Origin of the sequence: Hallerella succinigenes (genome assembly GCF_002797675.1) — a bacterium.
Lineage (GTDB): Bacteria > Fibrobacterota > Fibrobacteria > Fibrobacterales > Fibrobacteraceae > Hallerella > Hallerella succinigenes.
Window position 1 is genome coordinate 1,852,696 of record NZ_PGEX01000001.1, and the last position, 17,414, is coordinate 1,870,109.

The 17,414-nt window shown below is 41.7% G+C and carries 15 protein-coding genes and 1 pseudogene; 12 read left to right on the plus strand and 4 right to left on the minus strand.

Annotation, left to right across the window (positions count from 1 at the left end):
• Positions 1-42: 42 nt before the first annotated feature.
• A pseudogene (locus BGX16_RS08420) lies at positions 43-225 on the plus strand (antibiotic biosynthesis monooxygenase); the annotation flags it as partial.
• A gap of 292 nt (positions 226-517) precedes the next feature.
• On the opposite strand, the gene BGX16_RS08425 reads toward BGX16_RS08420, so the two are convergent.
• Positions 518-1,516 carry an AbiH family protein gene (locus BGX16_RS08425; RefSeq protein ID WP_100425645.1) on the minus strand — a complete coding sequence of 333 codons (999 nt, stop codon included), beginning with the start codon at positions 1,514-1,516 and terminating at the stop codon, positions 518-520.
• A 226-nt stretch (positions 1,517-1,742) separates the two neighbouring features.
• Here BGX16_RS08425 and BGX16_RS08430 point away from each other — a divergent pair, with 226 nt between their 5' ends.
• The 6 genes from BGX16_RS08430 to BGX16_RS08455 are packed head-to-tail and all read left to right on the plus strand — an operon-like array spanning position 1,743 to position 7,687.
• Complete coding sequence (locus BGX16_RS08430) at positions 1,743-3,305, plus strand: type I restriction-modification system subunit M (RefSeq protein WP_100425646.1); 1,563 nt, start codon at positions 1,743-1,745, stop codon at positions 3,303-3,305.
• A gap of 42 nt (positions 3,306-3,347) precedes the next feature.
• A complete protein-coding gene (locus tag BGX16_RS08435) occupies positions 3,348-4,700 on the plus strand; it encodes an RNA-binding domain-containing protein (RefSeq protein ID WP_100426805.1) in 1,353 nt (450 codons plus the stop codon).
• A 45-nt stretch (positions 4,701-4,745) separates the two neighbouring features.
• Positions 4,746-5,864, plus strand: coding sequence for a PDDEXK nuclease domain-containing protein (locus BGX16_RS08440; protein WP_198514891.1), 1,119 nt, complete (start codon positions 4,746-4,748; stop codon positions 5,862-5,864).
• On the plus strand, positions 5,861-6,433 hold the full coding sequence (locus BGX16_RS08445) for a restriction endonuclease subunit S (protein WP_100425647.1): 573 nt from the start codon (positions 5,861-5,863) through the stop codon (positions 6,431-6,433). The genes BGX16_RS08440 and BGX16_RS08445 overlap by 4 nt, the downstream gene beginning before the upstream one ends.
• 32 nt (positions 6,434-6,465) lie before the next feature.
• Positions 6,466-7,086, plus strand: a complete 621-nt coding sequence (locus BGX16_RS08450; RefSeq protein WP_100425648.1) for a restriction endonuclease subunit S — start codon at positions 6,466-6,468, stop codon at positions 7,084-7,086.
• On the plus strand, positions 7,052-7,687 hold the full coding sequence (locus tag BGX16_RS08455; RefSeq protein ID WP_198514892.1) for a restriction endonuclease subunit S: 636 nt from the start codon (positions 7,052-7,054) through the stop codon (positions 7,685-7,687). The genes BGX16_RS08450 and BGX16_RS08455 overlap by 35 nt, the downstream gene beginning before the upstream one ends.
• 46 nt (positions 7,688-7,733) lie before the next feature.
• On the opposite strand, the gene BGX16_RS08460 is transcribed toward BGX16_RS08455, so the two are convergent.
• Positions 7,734-8,402 (minus strand): hypothetical protein, encoded by a 669-nt coding sequence (locus BGX16_RS08460; RefSeq protein WP_100425649.1) that lies wholly within the window; start codon positions 8,400-8,402, stop codon positions 7,734-7,736.
• Positions 8,380-9,696: an AAA family ATPase gene (locus BGX16_RS08465; RefSeq protein ID WP_073306430.1), complete on the minus strand. Its 1,317-nt coding sequence runs from the start codon at positions 9,694-9,696 to the stop codon at positions 8,380-8,382. Before BGX16_RS08465 ends, BGX16_RS08460 begins: the two co-directional genes overlap by 23 nt.
• 786 nt (positions 9,697-10,482) lie before the next feature.
• On the opposite strand from BGX16_RS08465, the gene BGX16_RS14615 reads away from it, so the two are divergent.
• From BGX16_RS14615 to BGX16_RS08490, 4 genes are all read left to right on the plus strand, one after another.
• Positions 10,483-10,665 carry a hypothetical protein gene (locus tag BGX16_RS14615; protein WP_157797944.1) on the plus strand — a complete coding sequence of 61 codons (183 nt, stop codon included), beginning with the start codon at positions 10,483-10,485 and terminating at the stop codon, positions 10,663-10,665.
• 11 nt (positions 10,666-10,676) lie between these two features.
• Positions 10,677-11,576 carry an SDH family Clp fold serine proteinase gene (locus BGX16_RS08480; RefSeq protein WP_100425651.1) on the plus strand — a complete coding sequence of 300 codons (900 nt, stop codon included), beginning with the start codon at positions 10,677-10,679 and terminating at the stop codon, positions 11,574-11,576.
• A gap of 6 nt (positions 11,577-11,582) precedes the next feature.
• The gene (locus BGX16_RS08485; RefSeq protein ID WP_100425652.1) at positions 11,583-14,864 is read left to right on the plus strand and encodes a type I restriction endonuclease subunit R; all 3,282 of its coding nucleotides are present in this window, start codon (positions 11,583-11,585) and stop codon (positions 14,862-14,864) included.
• An 83-nt stretch (positions 14,865-14,947) separates the two neighbouring features.
• Positions 14,948-15,295: a hypothetical protein gene (locus BGX16_RS08490; RefSeq protein WP_157797945.1), complete on the plus strand. Its 348-nt coding sequence runs from the start codon at positions 14,948-14,950 to the stop codon at positions 15,293-15,295.
• Between the two features lie 19 nt (positions 15,296-15,314).
• On the opposite strand, the gene BGX16_RS08495 is transcribed toward BGX16_RS08490, so the two are convergent.
• Positions 15,315-16,610 carry an ATP-binding protein gene (locus BGX16_RS08495; RefSeq protein ID WP_100425654.1) on the minus strand — a complete coding sequence of 432 codons (1,296 nt, stop codon included), beginning with the start codon at positions 16,608-16,610 and terminating at the stop codon, positions 15,315-15,317.
• A 277-nt stretch (positions 16,611-16,887) separates the two neighbouring features.
• Between BGX16_RS08495 and BGX16_RS15330 the strand changes: the two genes are divergently transcribed.
• A complete protein-coding gene (locus BGX16_RS15330; protein WP_477190191.1) occupies positions 16,888-17,397 on the plus strand; it encodes a zinc-ribbon domain-containing protein in 510 nt (169 codons plus the stop codon).
• The last annotated feature ends 17 nt before the right edge of the window (positions 17,398-17,414 follow it).

The following is a 17,414-nucleotide window of genomic DNA, read 5'->3' on the forward strand; positions in this document are numbered from 1 at the left end:
GCGCATGCTCCGAAATGATTTATCTTATGGGTAAAGCTTTTTCCCGAAACCATCTTGTTGATTGATGCGTGGGAAAGCCAGGCCGCCATCGACGCGCATCACGCTTCGCTCATGATGAAGACGATTGCGAAACTCCGCGACAAGTACGACTTGAAAATGACTGTCGAACGCTACACGCCCGACAACACCATGCCCAAGACCGACGAAAAGTTCATCAGGAAGTAGTCCGATGAAATCGCGCGCGCTGTTTGGCGAGAAGGATTTTGGCGGGAAATAGCTTGGCTGAAAAATTCCGCTTTACTTCCTTTGCGAAGCTTGCCAATAAGACCATGGAGGGGAAAGCCTTCCCCTCGCTCGCACTTTGTTGCTCGCTACCCCTTCTCCTAGGGGTTTTCGCCCCTAAAACCCGGAAAATCGCGGACTAAAAAAGGCCAAGCGCGAAAATGCCCAGCCCATTGTAGAGGAAATTGATAAGGTTTTGAAAAAATATAGAATAAAGAATATTGAATAGATGCTTTTAATGTTTGAATAATTTCATTATTTTATACGGAATCCGAATATACCAAGGTCCAAACATAGAATCAACATCCTTCCACGTTATAAACTCGACTTTATTCTTTATTTGTTGAAACACGGCCGTTTCCTCAATATCTTCCTTTGAGCTTTCGTCATAATAACAAATAAACCATTTAGCATTTGGAGCAATTTTATCTATTTCATTAAAATACACATAATCAACACTACTTAACGAATGCCCCAGAACGTAAATCTGCTTCAATCCGGCTAAGGATTCAAAATAAGCCCTATTGCTCTGTGCTATTTGATTTACATCCTTTAAACATGCTTTATAATACTTTTCCATATATTTGTTCGCGTTAAAAGACGCGGCAGTTTTTTGCAATACATTATCAATAATGGGATTCCCCGTAGAATAAACTGAAATCGGCTGCATCGTATCTTGAATGGCCTCATAATTAGCATGACCAAAAATTAGTTGTTGACCGACCTTATTATGAATATGATTAACAAACTCTGACGGGATATTACAACTTTTTTCTAAAGTTTCCGTATAATTGAATGTTAAGTAGAATGCGTCACTTGTGGGCATTTTTAATCTACTTTTCTTTGGAATTTTTGTATTTATTTCATCTTTCATCCAATCAGAAATCTTAGTTGTTATGTTTTTCGCAAAATTTATAGCAGTAGGACCATCAGAAATTCCATTTACATATCCTAACATAGCTTCTAAGCAACGCCATGTATTCAGCTTAGGCAATAACCAATAATTTTTCGCCAATATCGTTCCATATTTTTTTCTATCTCCATGACATTCCTCTAAGCCCTTATGAATTTTTGTGTATTCTTCCGGCAAATCAAAAGGAAGATAATTGCGGTCGTAAAAATCTACAACCCTCTCCAGACCATTATTCTTCAAATAGACTTTATAATCGTCATAAGAGCAGGGTACATTATGATGTAAATCAAATCCATTGCCAATGATAAAGAGTTTTTTCATTTAGTTCTTTTTCCTTCCCCAAATACGAACCGCATGGCAAAAAGGGGGGGGGCTCCTGCCATGCGTCCATATACACTCGGCCAAATTATACACAAATTCACCAAAAAAGCACATATTTTGACGAAATTTTACAAAATTCAGTAATGTGCCGATTCTTTGACAATTTGTGACAGTTCGATTTGTTTATATTTCAAAAAAATCAAAGGCACTTTAAAGGATTTTCAAAATGGCTGACAACAAGAAAGAGCAGGAACGGGCAGAGCTGCACCGCGCCATCTGGAACATCGCCAACGACCTTCGCGGTTCAATCGACGGATGGGACTTCAAGCAATATGTACTTGGGATGCTCTTTTACCGATATATATCCGAAAACTTGACGAACTACATCAACCAATCGGAAAGGGAATCGGGAGACAAGGATTTCAATTACGCCGACTTGAACGACATGGATGCAAAACAAGCAAAAGATCAGATGGTTCAGGAAAAAGGCTTCTTTATGTTGCCGAGCCACCTCTTTTGCAACGTACTGAAAAAAGCAGAAAAAGACGAAAACCTGAACATAACTTTGGAAGGGGTCTTCAAATACGTGGAAGAATCCGCCAAGGGTACGGCTTCCGAAGAAGACTTTGCCGGGCTTTTCGATGATTTTGACGTAAACAGCAATAAGCTCGGAAAAACGGTCGCACAAAAATGCGATAAGCTGGTGAAGCTGATGAAGGGCGTTGCCGAAATGAAATTGGGCAGCTACCAGGACAACACGATAGACGCCTTCGGTGATGCCTACGAATTTCTAATGTCCATGTACGCAAGCAATGCGGGGAAATCAGGCGGAGAATTTTTCACGCCGCAAGAAGTTTCCGAGCTGCTGGTACGCATCGCCGTTTACGGCAAGAAGAACATCAAGAAAATTTATGACCCTGCAAGCGGTTCGGGTTCCCTGCTGCTGAAAGCCCGTAAAGTTCTTGGACCTAATGGAGTGCGCAAGGGCTTCTTCGGGCAGGAAATCAACCTTACGACATACAACCTTTGCCGCATCAACATGTTCTTACATGATGTGGGCTACGAAAAATTCGACATTGCTCTTGGCGACACCCTAACCGACCCGAAGCATTGGGACGAAGAACCTTTTGAAGCAATCGTCTCCAATCCGCCATATTCCATCAAATGGGCGGGCGATAGCGATGCGACCCTGATAAACGACCCGCGTTACGCGCCGGCCGGTGTTCTCGCTCCGAAATCCAAAGCGGACCTCGCTTTCGTAATGCACATTCTCAAATGGCTGTCGACCGACGGAACTGCTGCCGTGGTGTGCTTCCCTGGCATAATGTATCGCGGCGGCGCAGAACAGAAAATTCGCCAATATCTTGTTGATAACAACTTTGTTGATTGTATCATCCAGTTGCCCGACAACCTTTTCTTTGGAACGAGCATCGCAACGTGCATTATGGTGCTCAAGAAAAACAAGGCCGACAACAAAATTCTTTTCCTCGATGCAAGTAATGAATGCGTCAAAGTGACAAATTCCAATAAGCTCACAGACGAAAACATCGAAAACATTATAGGGAACTGGGCTAACCGCAAGAACAAGAAACATATCGCAAAGCTCGTTACAATCGACGATGTTGCCGAACAGGATTACAACCTTTCTGTCTCAACATACGTGGAACAGAAAGATACGCGTGAACAAGTTGACATCAAGAAGCTCAACGCAGACCTTGCTGAAATCGTAAAGCGCGAAGACGAACTACGCAGGGCGATTGACAAAATCGTGAAGGACTTAGAGAAGTAGACAATTCAGACACCGTCTGAACTATCTTGGAACGGTATGTACATGAACAAGGAAAGTCATCTTGTAGAATATAAGCGGGAACTCCCGGAAGGTTTGGAGCGCTCCGTTATTGCTTTCTTGAATTCCGGCACCGGTGGGCATATCTATATCGGCATAGACAACGACGGCTCGGTATATGGAATCAAGGACGCCGACGGACTCCAGCGCCAAATCGCCGATAGAATTTTAAACAATATCAAGCCGAATGCTATCGGATTGTTCGAAATCGTCGTTGAAGAAAACGAAAGCAAAAATGTCATCCATGTCATCGTTTCTGGGGGAACGGAAAAACCATACTATCTGAAAAAATTCGGAATGACGCCAAACGGCTGCTTTGTCAGAGTCGGCAGTACGGTGCATGAAATGAGCGAAAAAATGATTCTCGAATCATTCGCCTCCCGTGCAAAACTTTCCCTCGCCAAGATACCTTCACCACGCCAGGACCTGACCTTCAGCCAACTGAAAATATATTATGAAGAAAGCAAAAAGGCTCTGAACAGTCAATTTGCCAAGACTCTCGAATTGCTTACACCTGATGGTAAATACAACTACAACGCTTACCTGCTTGCTGATGAAAATGGGGTGTCTATCAAAGTCGCTCGTTACAGAGGCAAGGACAAATACGACCTTATCGAAAGCGAAGAATTTGGTTATTGTAGCCTTATAAAGGCGGTAAAGTCTGTCCTCACTCGGTTGAAGGTGGCGAACATCACGCAAACAAAAATTACCCCCATGGAACGGATTGAAAAACCTCTGGTTGACCCAGTCGCATTGCGGGAGGCCGTAATTAACGCAGTCGTCCATAACGACTATACAAGGGAAGTGCCGCCCCTGTTCGAGATATTTTCCGACCGTATGGAAATCACGACCTATGGCGGACTTGTCGAAGGGCTTTCAAAAGCGGACTTTTTTAACTGCTGTTCCATGCCAAGAAACCGTGAACTTATGAGAATATTCCATGATTTGGATATGGTAGAGCAGTTGGGAAGTGGAATGCGACGAATCTTGAGGGCCTATGATGAAAATTCGTTCTCGTTTACGGACCACTTTATGCGGACCTCTTTCTATTTTGATGCTCCGCAAAAACAGGATGATAGAATAAATGACAAGTTGGGAAGCCGGTTGGGAAGTAAGTTGGGTAGTGAGTTGGGTAGTACTCGTTCGGAACTGACCTATACACGGAGGCGGATTCTTGAACTTATGGAAATCGACTCTCGGATTTCCATAGCGCAAATTTCGGAAAAACTGGGATTCAGCACGACTGCCATTGAAAAGAATATAGATTATTTGAAAGTGAACGGATATCTTCAGCGAAAAGGAAAAACTAGCGCAGGCTATTGGGAGATTCTGAAATGAGCAAGATTGATGAGATGATTAATAATACATAATGGAGAATGGACTATGAAAAACGAAAATATCCCTGAAGAAAAAGATGCGCGGAAGGGTTTTTCTGATGAAAGCGGGCTTGTTCGTTTTACAGCTCCGCCAGAGAGCGTTGAAATGGACAAAACTTATAGCGATTTCATAAATAGTCTTGTTCAAGATGTTCATAAAACAAGAATTTCCGTAGTTCTTGCGTCCAATTCCGCGATGATTACTCTTTATTGGAATATCGGAAATGAAATTTTGAAAAAGCAGAAAGAACTAGGTTGGGGGGCAAAAGTTATAGACAGAATTGCTTTTGATTTGAAAAAGGCGTTTCCTGAGATGAAAGGCTTTTCTCCCAGAAACATCAAGTATATGCGAAAATTTGCAGAAACTTGGGTTGATAAAGAAATTATGCAACAGGTTGTTGCACAAATACCTTGGAGAAGCAATCTTATTTTACTTGAAAAGCTAAACGACCAGGAAAAACGTATTTGGTATGCAAAAATGACTCTCAAAAACGGTTGGAGCAGCAATATCCTTCAGTTACAGATAGAGAGTAAAGCAAAAGAGCGTATGGGGAAAGCTTTGAGCAATTTTAAACTTACGCTTCCGGATAAAGAAAGCGATTTGGTAAACAACATCTTCAAGGACCCCTATCTTTTTGATTTCTTGGGAACCGATGTTCCTCGACGAGAGGTAGAAGTTGAAAAGAAACTTACTGAACATATACAGGAATTTTTGCTTGAACTTGGACAAGGCTTTGCATTTGTTGGTCGTCAGGTACATCTTGAATTGGGCGGTGATGATTTTTACATAGATATGCTTTTCTATCATTTAAAACTTCGTTGTTATGTTATTGTTGAATTGAAAGTATGCGAATTTGACCCGGGTTTTGTGAGTAAACTGAATATGTATGTAAATGCAGTGAACAGAATTTTGAATCACCCTGATGACAAACCTGCAATAGGGCTTTTGCTTGTAAAAGGAAAAAATGAGACTGTTGTAAAGTATTCTCTTGATGGACTTACAAATCCAATTGGAGTTGCAGATTGGCAGGACAAACTGAATGGTTCTTTGCCTGCAGAACTAAAAAGTTCTTTGCCGAGCATAGAAGAAATTGAAGCAAGCTTGAAAGATGGAGAAGCCTTATGAGCAAGATTGATGAACTTATAAAAAAGCATTGCCCCGATGGCGTGGAAACCAAGGCTCTTGGGGATGTGTCAAAAATCAATCGCGGAGTTCGTGTAACGCGTGATATGTTGACTACAGATGGAAAAATTCCTGTTTATCAGAATGCGTTGACTCCACTTGGATATTTTGATAAATCAAATCGCAAGGCTTATTCGACATATTTGATTGGTGCTGGTGCCGCTGGTAAAATCGGCTTTTCCGATGTTGATTTTTGGGCCGCTGATGACTGCTATACTTTTGATGAATTAGACAATGTTAATGATAAATTCTTGTATTACTTCCTACAAACGCAACAAAATTATATTGACACAAGGGTGAGAAAAGGGAGCATTCCAAGAATTAGTAGGGATGTTTTTGAAAAAATTCAAATCCCCGTTCCTCCGCTAGAAATTCAGGAAGAAATCGTAAAGACCCTGGATGCGTTTACATCGCTTACAGCAGAGCTTACAGCAGAGCTTACAGCGCGTCGCAAGCAGTATGAATACTACCGCGACGCGCTGCTGTCCTTCGGAAAAGTTAGCCCCCCCTAACATTTGGCTTAAACAACGAAGAAGTAAGGTGGATGACCTTGGGCGAGATTTGCAAAAATATCTGTTCTGGCGGAACACCCTTAAAAGGCAATTCCGAGTTTTATGAAAATGGTACAATTCCATGGCTTCGCACGCAGGAAGTCGTTTTTAACGAAATTACAAAAACAGAATGTTTTATAACTGAAACCGCTGTTAAGAAAACTTCTGCAAAGTGGATTCCCGCAAACTGTGTTATCGTGGCGATTTCAGGAGCTTCTGCGGGCCGATGTGCTATAAACAAAATTCCTCTTACAACAAACCAACATTGCCTAAACATGGAAATAAATAGCAATGTTGCCCACTACAAATATGTTTTCTATTGTGTTCAAAATCAATATAACGAACTTCTTGATAAAAAAGAAGGTGCTAGAGGTGATTTAAACGCTTCACGTATAAAGTCTTTAAAAATCCCTGTTCCATCACTTTCCGTGCAGGAGCGCATCGTGAACGTCCTCGACAACTTCGATGCCATCTGCTCCGACTTAAATATCGGACTTCCTGCGGAAATCGACGCACGCAAAAAACAATATGAATATTACCGCGATTTGCTTCTGAATTTTGATCCGCTTGGCACGGTTCTTGCACAAGCAAGCAAGCAAGCAAGCAATAATTAGCCTCTATCGGTATGTGTTCGGGTATGCGGTCGTGCAGCTGGGAGATGTGGCGAAATATTCAGACACCCGCATAAAGAATTCCGAATTAAAACCTTTTACCTATGTAAGCGTAGAAAATCTTTTGCAACAAAAACAAGGTGTCGAATTTTCTGATAAAATCCCAGACGGTAATAATTCAATCGAATACAAAAAAGACGATATTCTGATAGGAAACATTCGCCCTTATTTAAAAAAGATTTGGAAAGCCGACAGAAACGGCGGAACAAATGGAGATGTTTTGACGATACGAATCATTGACGAATGCAAGGACGTAATTACGCCGAACTATTTATACTATCTACTTTCTTCGGATGATTTTTTCAACTATGATATGCAATTTGCAAAAGGCGCAAAAATGCCGAGAGGTTCAAAGGAAGATGTTATGAATTTTGAATTTTCCCTTCCCCCCCTCGCCGAACAGGAACGCATTGTCAAAATCCTCGACCGGTTCGACGCCCTGTGCAACGACATCAGCACAGGGCTTCCCGCCGAAATCGAAGCACGCAAAAAACAATATGAATATTACAGAGACAAACTGCTCTCGTTCCCTAAAATAGGCTAGATCTTCCAGGAATTTGACAACGCCAGAACTAAAAAGTTGAAGTGGTCTAAAGGGCTATATTACAAATAGAATCTCCGTAATTGCTTGTCAGAAATAGAGAAATGGTAACTTCCTTTCCTAGAATTTTTGTGGATATTTTATTTTTCAGTTCTTCAGGTATTAATGGAATTTCGCCAATTTTCAACTTTATTGTTGATGGCATTTGAGATTTCTGTATAGCTTGTAAGAATAAATTTTGATAAGAATTTTCGCCTATTTGCTGCATTTGAGACACTGCATGTTCAATGCTGGTTTTTTGGTCGTCGTTAGCGAAAGTTTGACAAACGATAACGAAAAATACACAACATTTATCAACATCAAAGTCGCAAACGGACAACATCATCAGCAATTTAACGAAAGAAGAGGATGTTTGTTTAATGGCTTTATCAATATCATGGGTGTCGAAGTTTGATTTTAGCTCGACAAAATGCAACGCAATATTGCCTTTTTCAGAAATGATGATTCCATCGCATTCATTCTTCATCAGCGAAGACGAAAGATTCTCTAGGCCGAGTTTCCCCTTTGTCAAATTCTGGTCGTAACAGATATAATCGCTAGATGTCAATTGGACTTCTACATGCCGTAAAGATGCTTGCGGGTCTTGTTCTGATATGTGAGTATTAGTTAATGGCTTTATTTTGTCGTACAGTTTTTTAAATTGGTCGATAAGTGCCATTACGTCCCTCGTCATCCTCAAAGAAGTCTTCGATTTTACCCGGAGTGTATAAATTTTTTTCTATAGCCTTTTTAAACGATTTAAAAGGAATTCCTTTGTCAAGATTTTCTTTTTGTATGGAAACAAAACCGTCTCTTTTTTCAAGATAATATGCCGAAATTTTGTTTCGATCTAATGTTACGATAGGATTGATTCCTTCCTCTTTACAATACTTATCGAACTGCTCTTGAGATTTTTCTTTTAAATCGTTCAGAAAAATCAATTCATTTAACCTTCGTAAAAAATAATCGCTATGAGTTGTAATCTGCATAGAAGCTCCTGTATTTACAAAAGCCCCAATGATGTCTGCGGCATCTCGCTGTTTTTGTGGATGTAAATGCGCCTCCGGTTCTTCAAACAAAATAGATATAGTTCTTATGTTTTCTTTTTGAGCTATTAAAGCCAAAGGAGCTAATTCCCTAATGGAAGCTGCTGCCGCTGATAAAGGCATTCTTTTTGAATCTTCAGTTACATAAGAATACTCCCCATTAGAATCTCGCAACACGTCGCCTTCTAAAATATGACGGATAATATTTAAGACATCTTTGGAGGAGGACCTTGTGGATTCTTTGGCGGCTTCAAGAGATTCTTTTTGACGAATAAATTCTTTATACAATCCTGTTTTTCCTGTGATACCTTCCGTCATAACAGGTCCTCTTGATGGAGGAAGACTGTATGTGCCCGTCAAGTTTCTAAAATCGCCAAATATAAGGTTGACCAATTCAGCACCTAAAAGAAATGAATATGGAGATTCAAAATCGTCTGTCAAATTATCGTCTCTTTTATTTCCGGCACGATAGCTTAAATTTGGGCCGGAAAGCAGAAGATAAACTTCGTCCTTGTTAACTAGACCAGCTAGTTCCTCTTTGTAGTTAAAAATAATGTCTTGAGGAACAGCTTCTGGCAACTTTACAGAAAGTTTTCCATCAAGTTGTTCATTATTCAAAAGATATCGCAAATATTTTAACGAATCAACTGCAAGCCATTCTTCCAATTGAGTTTTTTTAAAGCGAAAAGCCTCACCTTCATTTCTAAATTGTTTAACCCTTTCGGAATAATCAAAACCTATCGACTTGAAAAATTCTGTAAATCTCGGACTTTTGTTAGAGAGCACTGCATAAAAATAATGAATAAGCATAGCTGTATAACTTTTGCCTAGCCCCGAATCCCCACTAAAGATCATCAGCGGAGAAACCTCTATGTCAGAGTCCTTTATAAGTCCAAGTTGGTCAATATGAATTTTAATATTAGCCATATTTCATTCCTGCCATAGTGCGAAGATAAAAATACAAAAATAAATGTTCTTTTTTCAAAGTCGTGTCCAACTTTCTGTGCTCATATCATTGAATTATGAAGTCTTTTCAATGGACAATGCCATCGTGGGAAATCCTAGTTGAAATCGAGGCACGCAAAAAACAATATGAATATTACAGAGACAAACTGCTCTCGTTCCCTTCGACATAGCTCAGGGACCGCCCTTCGACCGCTTAACCTAAAGAAGCTCCCTTTGATAAGCGGTTGCTGAGCCTGTCGAAGGGCAGCAACCGGCAGAATGGGATGCTGAGCAAAATAGAAGCGTCGGCATTTCGGCAGGCTTAATGACCGAGAAATATTGTATCTTTAAAAAAGATGAATTTGTTTTTATTGTCACAAAGGTGAATGATGAGCACAGCAACAAAAGAACCCATAACCGAAGCGTCCGATATAAAAAAAACGCCAATCGATATATTCCAAGGCGGGTATTGCTGCTTACAAGAAGGCTCTCTCAAGCGGGGTTCCAGTCTGTTTTACCGAAGGAACTGTTATCTACAAGATGTTCCCTAGTGGAAGAAAAACTAGCATCGGTCAAGTAAATCCCCCTGTGAAGCTATCCAAAAAGGTTTTCTCCATATGATAACGAAGCGGTTTAGGGTATTCGCTGGGCCAAACTTGACGGAACGCTCAATATTACTATCAGCCTTTTATTAAATATTATTGTATATTTATAAGTGCTGAAGGTTGTTATCATGGCTACGACCCTTATCAAGGAATTCATTTTTTTATGAAAAAAGTTTCAGAAATGTCTGCGGGTGAGTTGAATAAAGCCCTGAACAGCGTGTTAAAGGGGTTTAATTCCGTTTCCGTCCCCCAGGAGTCTGCCATGGATTCGCAGGGAAATTTCAAAAAGTTTTCGCTATATGAGGATTTTGATATTGGCTATGCCGTAAATGCGACAACTCGTTAGGTGGAAATTGTATGCCAAATTGGAATGATGTCCTGACAGAAATTCAAAATTGCGGACGGACGAATGCTCTGGATTTTATCCGTCGCTCCCACTTGAAAGAATTTTCCGATTACCGTAAGCGAAATACGATTGCCTATTATTCAGGGTGGCTCCAAAAAAACGGAAATGCCAAATCCAGTATAAACGACGATGATAAGAATGGATTCATGGCGACTATCCATAAAATGGATCGTTCTCTTGGTCTAGATTTAATTCTGCATACCCCTGGTGGCGATATTGCAGCAACTGAATCTATTATAGACTATCTGCAACGTATGTTCAAGGGGAATATTCAGGCGTTCATTCCTCAGCTGGCAATGTCAGCAGGGACCATGATTGCCTGTTCGACCCAGTGTATTTACATGGGAAAAGAGTCCAGCATAGGCCCCATTGATCCTCAATTTGGTGGAATCCCCTGTCATTCTATTTTAAAAGAATTTGAAGATGCAATTGCTGAAATAAAAAGGGATCCAGGATCGCTTCCTGCTTGGCAGTGTATTCTAAGCAAGTATCACCCAACGCTTTTGGGGGAATGTAAAAAAGCGATTGAATTGTCTAGTGAGATTGTCTTGAAACAACTGGAAAGCGTCATGTTTGCTGGAGACGAGGACGGTAGGCAAAAAGCTGAAAATGTTATCAATAAACTGAATGAACACGAAAGCACCAAAATTCATGCAAGGCATCTTTCTATTGATGATGCGAAAGGATGTGGGCTGAAAATTTGCGATTTAGAAAATGATCCAAAATTGCAGGACCTGCTTTTGACAGTTCATCATTGTTATATGCACACTTTTGCCAATTCTACCGCTGTGAAAATTGTGGAAAACCAAAAGGGAGTCGCGGTCGTTACAATGGCAGGGATTCCGCAATAGCTAAAGATGTACAATACCGTCGCCCAGACAAGTGAATCTACAGTCGTTGCCGAATACAGGCCGATTCGTTCCAAGTCAAGCGCCTACCAAAGTGAAGCTGACCTTGAACGGGAGTTCGTTAAGCAGTTACAGGCACAGGGCTACGAGTATCTTAAAATCAAGTCAGATGCGGATTTGATAGCCAATCTTCGTAAAAAGCTTGAAGAACTGAACAAGTACAAGTTCAGTGATGACGAATGGGAACGGTTCTATAAGCAGGAACTTGCAAACGCAAATCAAGGTATCGAAGAAAAGACAGCGACTATCCAAGAAGACTCTGTAAAGACATTCAAGGACGACCACGGACGTTCAAAGAATATCACCCTTATCGACAAGAAGAACGTCCACAATAACAGCGTCCAGGTCATCAATCAGTATGTAATCGGAGAAGACCAGGGTGCCGCTCACGACAACCGTTATGACGTGACAATTCTTGTAAACGGCTTGCCGCTTGTTCACGTCGAACTCAAACGTCGCGGAATCTCCGTCAAGGAAGCATTCAACCAAATCAACCGCTACCAGCGAGACAGCTTTTGGGCAGGGACAGGGCTTTTCGAGTTCATTCAAATCTTTGTCATAAGCAACGGAACGGAAACCAAGTACTATTCAAATACCACTCGCGACGGACACTTGAAAGAAAATGCGGGGCGTCGTGGCAGGGTCAAAACAAGTAATAGTTTTGAGTTTACCAGTTACTGGTCGGACGGCAACAACAAAAACATTCGGGACCTAGTGGACTTTACCGCAACATTCTTCGCGAAGCATACAATCTTGAACGTGCTCACCAAGTATTGTATCTTTACGGAAAAGAGAATTTTGATGGTGATGCGTCCCTATCAGATTATGGCGGCGGAACGCATACTGGAACGCCTGAAAACCTCTACCACCTACAAGAAGATGGGAACGGTCGATGCTGGCGGCTACATTTGGCACACGACGGGTTCGGGAAAGACGCTTACCAGCTTCAAGACTGCGCTACTGGCTTCACAAATGGAGGCCGATGAGAAAGACAAAATCGACAAGGTGCTTTTTGTCGTCGATAGACAGGATTTGGACTATCAGACGATGCGCGAATATGACAAATTCCAAAAAGGCGCCGCCAACGGAAATACTTCTACAGCAATTCTCAAAAGACAGTTGGAGAATAGAAACGAGAAGGGCGGAGTCCAGGAATACAAAATCATTGTCACGACCATTCAGAAACTGGGCTGTTTCATCAAGCAGAACAAGACGCACGAAATCTACAATAAGCACATTGTCCTCATATTCGACGAATGCCATCGAAGCCATTTTGGTGAGTTGCACCAGCGCATTACAAAAACTTTCAAGAACTACCATATTTTCGGCTTCACGGGAACACCCATATTCCCGCAGAACTCTGGCAGCGGCAAGCTCCCGCAGCTAAAGACAACTGGGCAGGCTTTTGGCGACAAGCTCCACCACTACACAATCGTAAACGCAATCAATGACGGAAATGTTCTTCCATTCCGCATTGACTACATCAATACAATCAAGGCAAAGAAGGGTGGAAGCGACAAGCAAGTTTCTGCAATCGAAACGGAAGAAGCCCTGCTTGACGGCAAACGCATCAGCGAAATCGTCAAGTATGTTCTCGACCATTTCGACAAGAAGACCAAGCGCAATAAGGCTTACGCGCTTGAAGGAAAGCGTCAATACGGTTTCAATTCCATCTTTGCTACGGCATCTATCCCAGCAGCCAAACTCTACTATAACGAGTTCAAGAAACAGATAGCAGAGCGCAAGCCAGGAGAACCAGGCGCGGGCTTAACCATCGCGACAATTTTCAGCTACGCTCCTAATGAGGAAGATTCTGGAATCCTGCCCGAAGAAGACTTGGATTCTCCCGATGGTCTCGACCAGTCTTCAAGGGATTTCCTGGAATCTGCAATCTTCGATTACGACAAGACTTTCAAGACCAACTTTAGCGGAAAGAATAAGAGCGCGAAGGTCGTTGCAAGCAAGGGCGGAAACTTCGACAACTACTACAAGGATTTGTCGGAGAAGATGAAGACGAGGCAGGTGGACCTGCTTATTGTCGTAAACATGTTCCTTACGGGCTTTGACGCAACCACGCTCAACACGCTATGGGTCGATAAGAACTTACGCCAACATGGTCTATTGCAAGCCTATTCCCGCACAAACCGCATTCTCAATTCCGTCAAGACATTCGGAAACATTGTCTGTTTCCGTTCTCTTCAAAAGGAAACGGATGACGCAATCGCACTCTTTGGTGACAAGGATGCAGGCGGAATAGTTCTCTTAAAGACTTTCAAGGACTATTATGAGGGCTATACGGAGAAGGGTAAGCACGTCAAGGGCTATCTTGAAATTGTTGCCGAACTAGAAAAGAAATTCCCCCTTGAATACCTGACAAGTGGGGAGCCTGTTGGCGAGAAAAATGAAAACGAGTTTATCCAGCTTTACGGCGCCTTACTCCGCCTAAGAAACATTCTCAACTGTTTCGACGAGTTCAAAGACGATGAGTTTTCTGCAAGAGCCTTGCAAGATTACCAGGGCGAATACCTGCGTCTTTATGAAAAATATAAGCCGCATCCAGGCGAGAAGGAAAGTATCAAGGAAGACGTTGAATTTGAAATCGAGCTTATCAAACAGGTGGATATTACCATCGACTACATCCTTGAACTTGTCGCCAAGTACCATAAAAGCCACTGCAAGGACAAGACTATTCTTGGCGAAATCAATAAGGCCGTGAATGGTTCTATTGAACTACGTAGCAAGAAAGAACTTATCGAAGCGTTCATCGAACGGGTGAACACCAAGACAAACGTGGATAAGGACTGGCGCGAGTTCGTCCGCGAAAGCCGCGACGCCGACCTTGAAGAACTTATCAAGATAAACAGGCTCAACGACGAAAAGACTCGACAATACCTTGCAGACGCATTTAGGGACGGCAGCTTGAGCGACATAGGTACAGGGCTTCCCGCGCTCATGCCGAAAAAGAGCCTTTTTGCAAAGAAGGACGAAGGTTCTGAAAATAGAAGCGAGTTGAAGAACAGAATCTTCGCGCTGCTAAAAAACTTCTTTGACAAGTATTTTGGAATCTGCGGCTTTGAAGATGATGAGGTTTCATCGCAGAAAAAAGCAGATAGCAATCTCATAAGTATGAAAGAAGCCGAAGAGATCATGCATGAAGCTGAAGAACTCAAAGATTTGCAGCTTTACAAAAATGTTGCCGAACCCCATAAGAAGTATTCTGCGAAAAAATAGTGATTTCTATAGAACTCAAAGAAGAAATGTTTTAGCTACTGTGCGTTCCTGTAACTTTCGTCCAGCAGTTGCTTATAAAGGCTTTGGAATCTGGTGGCGAGGCTAGCGAAACAAAAGAAAAACAGACATCATGTGATGAGGCTTTTGAGGTGTCCATTGTAGACCCGTCAGGTCCTACGAATATCCGCGATAAACCCAGCGGAGCGACCGTCATGCAGATTGATGGCAATGCTGTAATCAAGGTGAAAAACTCTGAAAGGGGGTGGTGGCGTATTGAAGGTAATAGCTATATACAAGGCGTTCCCTATCGAGAAGATTCCTATATACCGTTAGAAAAGAAAGGATGCTGGATTAAGGCCAAAACGAAAGACGGCTCCCATTCCGGATGGATCGGCTTTAGTTGGGTAAATACGGTTTTGGGAGGCGCATAACGATTCCCTCCAGGGAAATTTATTCCAAGATGCTTTCCTTGAGCAAGAAATCACATAATCCGATGTGGTAGATTCCGTTGTCATCGTACCAGGGCGAAAGTCCGTTCCGCGTGATGACGATTTTTTTGAAAGAGTTGCCGACAATATTGAAAGGTAAAAGTTCTGCACGTTCCTTTTCGGGGGTGTCCATGCGGTATGCGGATTGGATGTAGCATTGGGCGTTCCCGTAATTGACAACAAAGTCTATCTCTCTGGTTGATCGGACCGTTTTTCCGTTAGCGCCCTTGCTGAAACTTTCTAGAACTCCCACATCGACTGAATATCCCCTTTGCACCAGGTCGTTGAAAACGATGTTCTCCATGATGTGTGTTTCTTCGTTTTGTCGCATGTTCAGTCGGACATTTCTTAATCCGACATCGACGCAGTAGAACTTGCTATTGGAATTGAAGTATTGCTTACCGCGGATGTCGTAGCGCTTCGCTTCCTTGAAGAGGAATGCGTTTTCCAGATGTGACAGGTACGAGGCGACGGTGTTATTGTTTACCTTGTTGTCTTTGCGGTTCTGGTAGCGCGAATTGATGGTGTTCGCCAGTTTCGTCGAGTTTGTAAGGGAGCCGGTCGCAGAACAGATTTCATCGATAAGCGAACCCAGGAGTTCTTGGTCCCGGATTCTGTTTCTTTCCACGATGTCCTTTAGGTAGGTCTCTTCGAACAGGTTCTTGAGATAGGATATTTTTGATTCGGCAGAAGGTCTCGAAAGAATGAAGGGCATCCCGCCATAGAGCATGTATTCTTTCAGGGAATCTTCCTTGGAGCCGCCCTTTGCAGAATAAAATTCGCGGAAAGAAAGGGGATGGACCTTAACTTCATCGCCGCGTCCCCGAAATTCGGTCAAGACATCTTTCGACAGCATCTTGGAATTGCTGCCGGTAACATAGATATCCAAATTCTTTTTTGCGAGAAGTCCATTCAAAACATCGTAAAAGGTGATGTGGTCGCCCTCGACATCCCTGTTCTTGACTTTCTTGACAAGCTGGATTTCGTCGATGAAGATAAAGTAATCCTGGTCTTCCGAAATTTTCGACTTGATATATTCTGATAGTTTCAAGGGGTTGCGTAGGGAGGCAAAATCGGAATTGTCCAGCTGAATGCGGATGATTTGCCTATCCAGTATGCCTTCGCCAATGAGATGCCTGAAAAACAGGTCGAAAAGGAGTACGGACTTTCCGCAACGACGGACGCCCGTAATAATCTTGATGAGACCGTTCTGCTTACGGTCAATCAGTTTTTTCAAGTATATGGGCCGTTCAATCATATTGGTCGCTTCTTTTAGAGATAAATATAAATAATTTATTGTTTAAATGCAAGTTTTATTTGTAAAATATGTGACTAGACACAAGTTTTATAAACTTATCGTGTGTTTTTTAAATATGCCTATTTTTGCTGCCTAAACTCCATGTCAGGGCAAAAAAACGCCAAAAGTGTAAAAAAATGCCAAAATTTCAAAAAAACTTGACATTGTTTTTTTTTGTTTACATTTGGTGCAAAATACTTTAGTTAGTTAATGAAAAAGCTGGTAGATTCCTTTTATGATGCTTTGTTCGCATTGTAATAAAACGTTGAATGACAACTTGAAGTTTTGCACCGCTTGTGGAAGGCCTGTTTATGCAGACCTGAAAGAAAAGTTTGGCTTCGGACGTTTTGTTTATTTGAACATATATGCGTTTCTTTTGCTTGCTAGTTCAATTTCTGTTCTTTGTATTCCTGGCTATAAGATATCGTTATTCTTGTACGTTCTTCAAATTTTTTTATCGATATATCTTTTGAAAACGTGTCGTCAACTCTTTTCAACTTGGCAAGATAAGAAACGTAAGTATTTTCTGCTAGTCCAAAGGAATCGGATAAAATTTTGTGCATATTCCTTTGAAAAATTTATGAAGGCCCCTTGTGGACGATTGCTGACAAGGGTGGTTTTAAAGGATATCCGTCAAAGCGGACGATATGCTTATTTGAAAAAGAGGTATTGTAGCTCCTTTTGGAGTCAATTTAGTTTTTTCTTCAAAACAAAAACAACAATCACAATTTATAAAAAATATTATTAGTGTCCGGGTAAATCGTT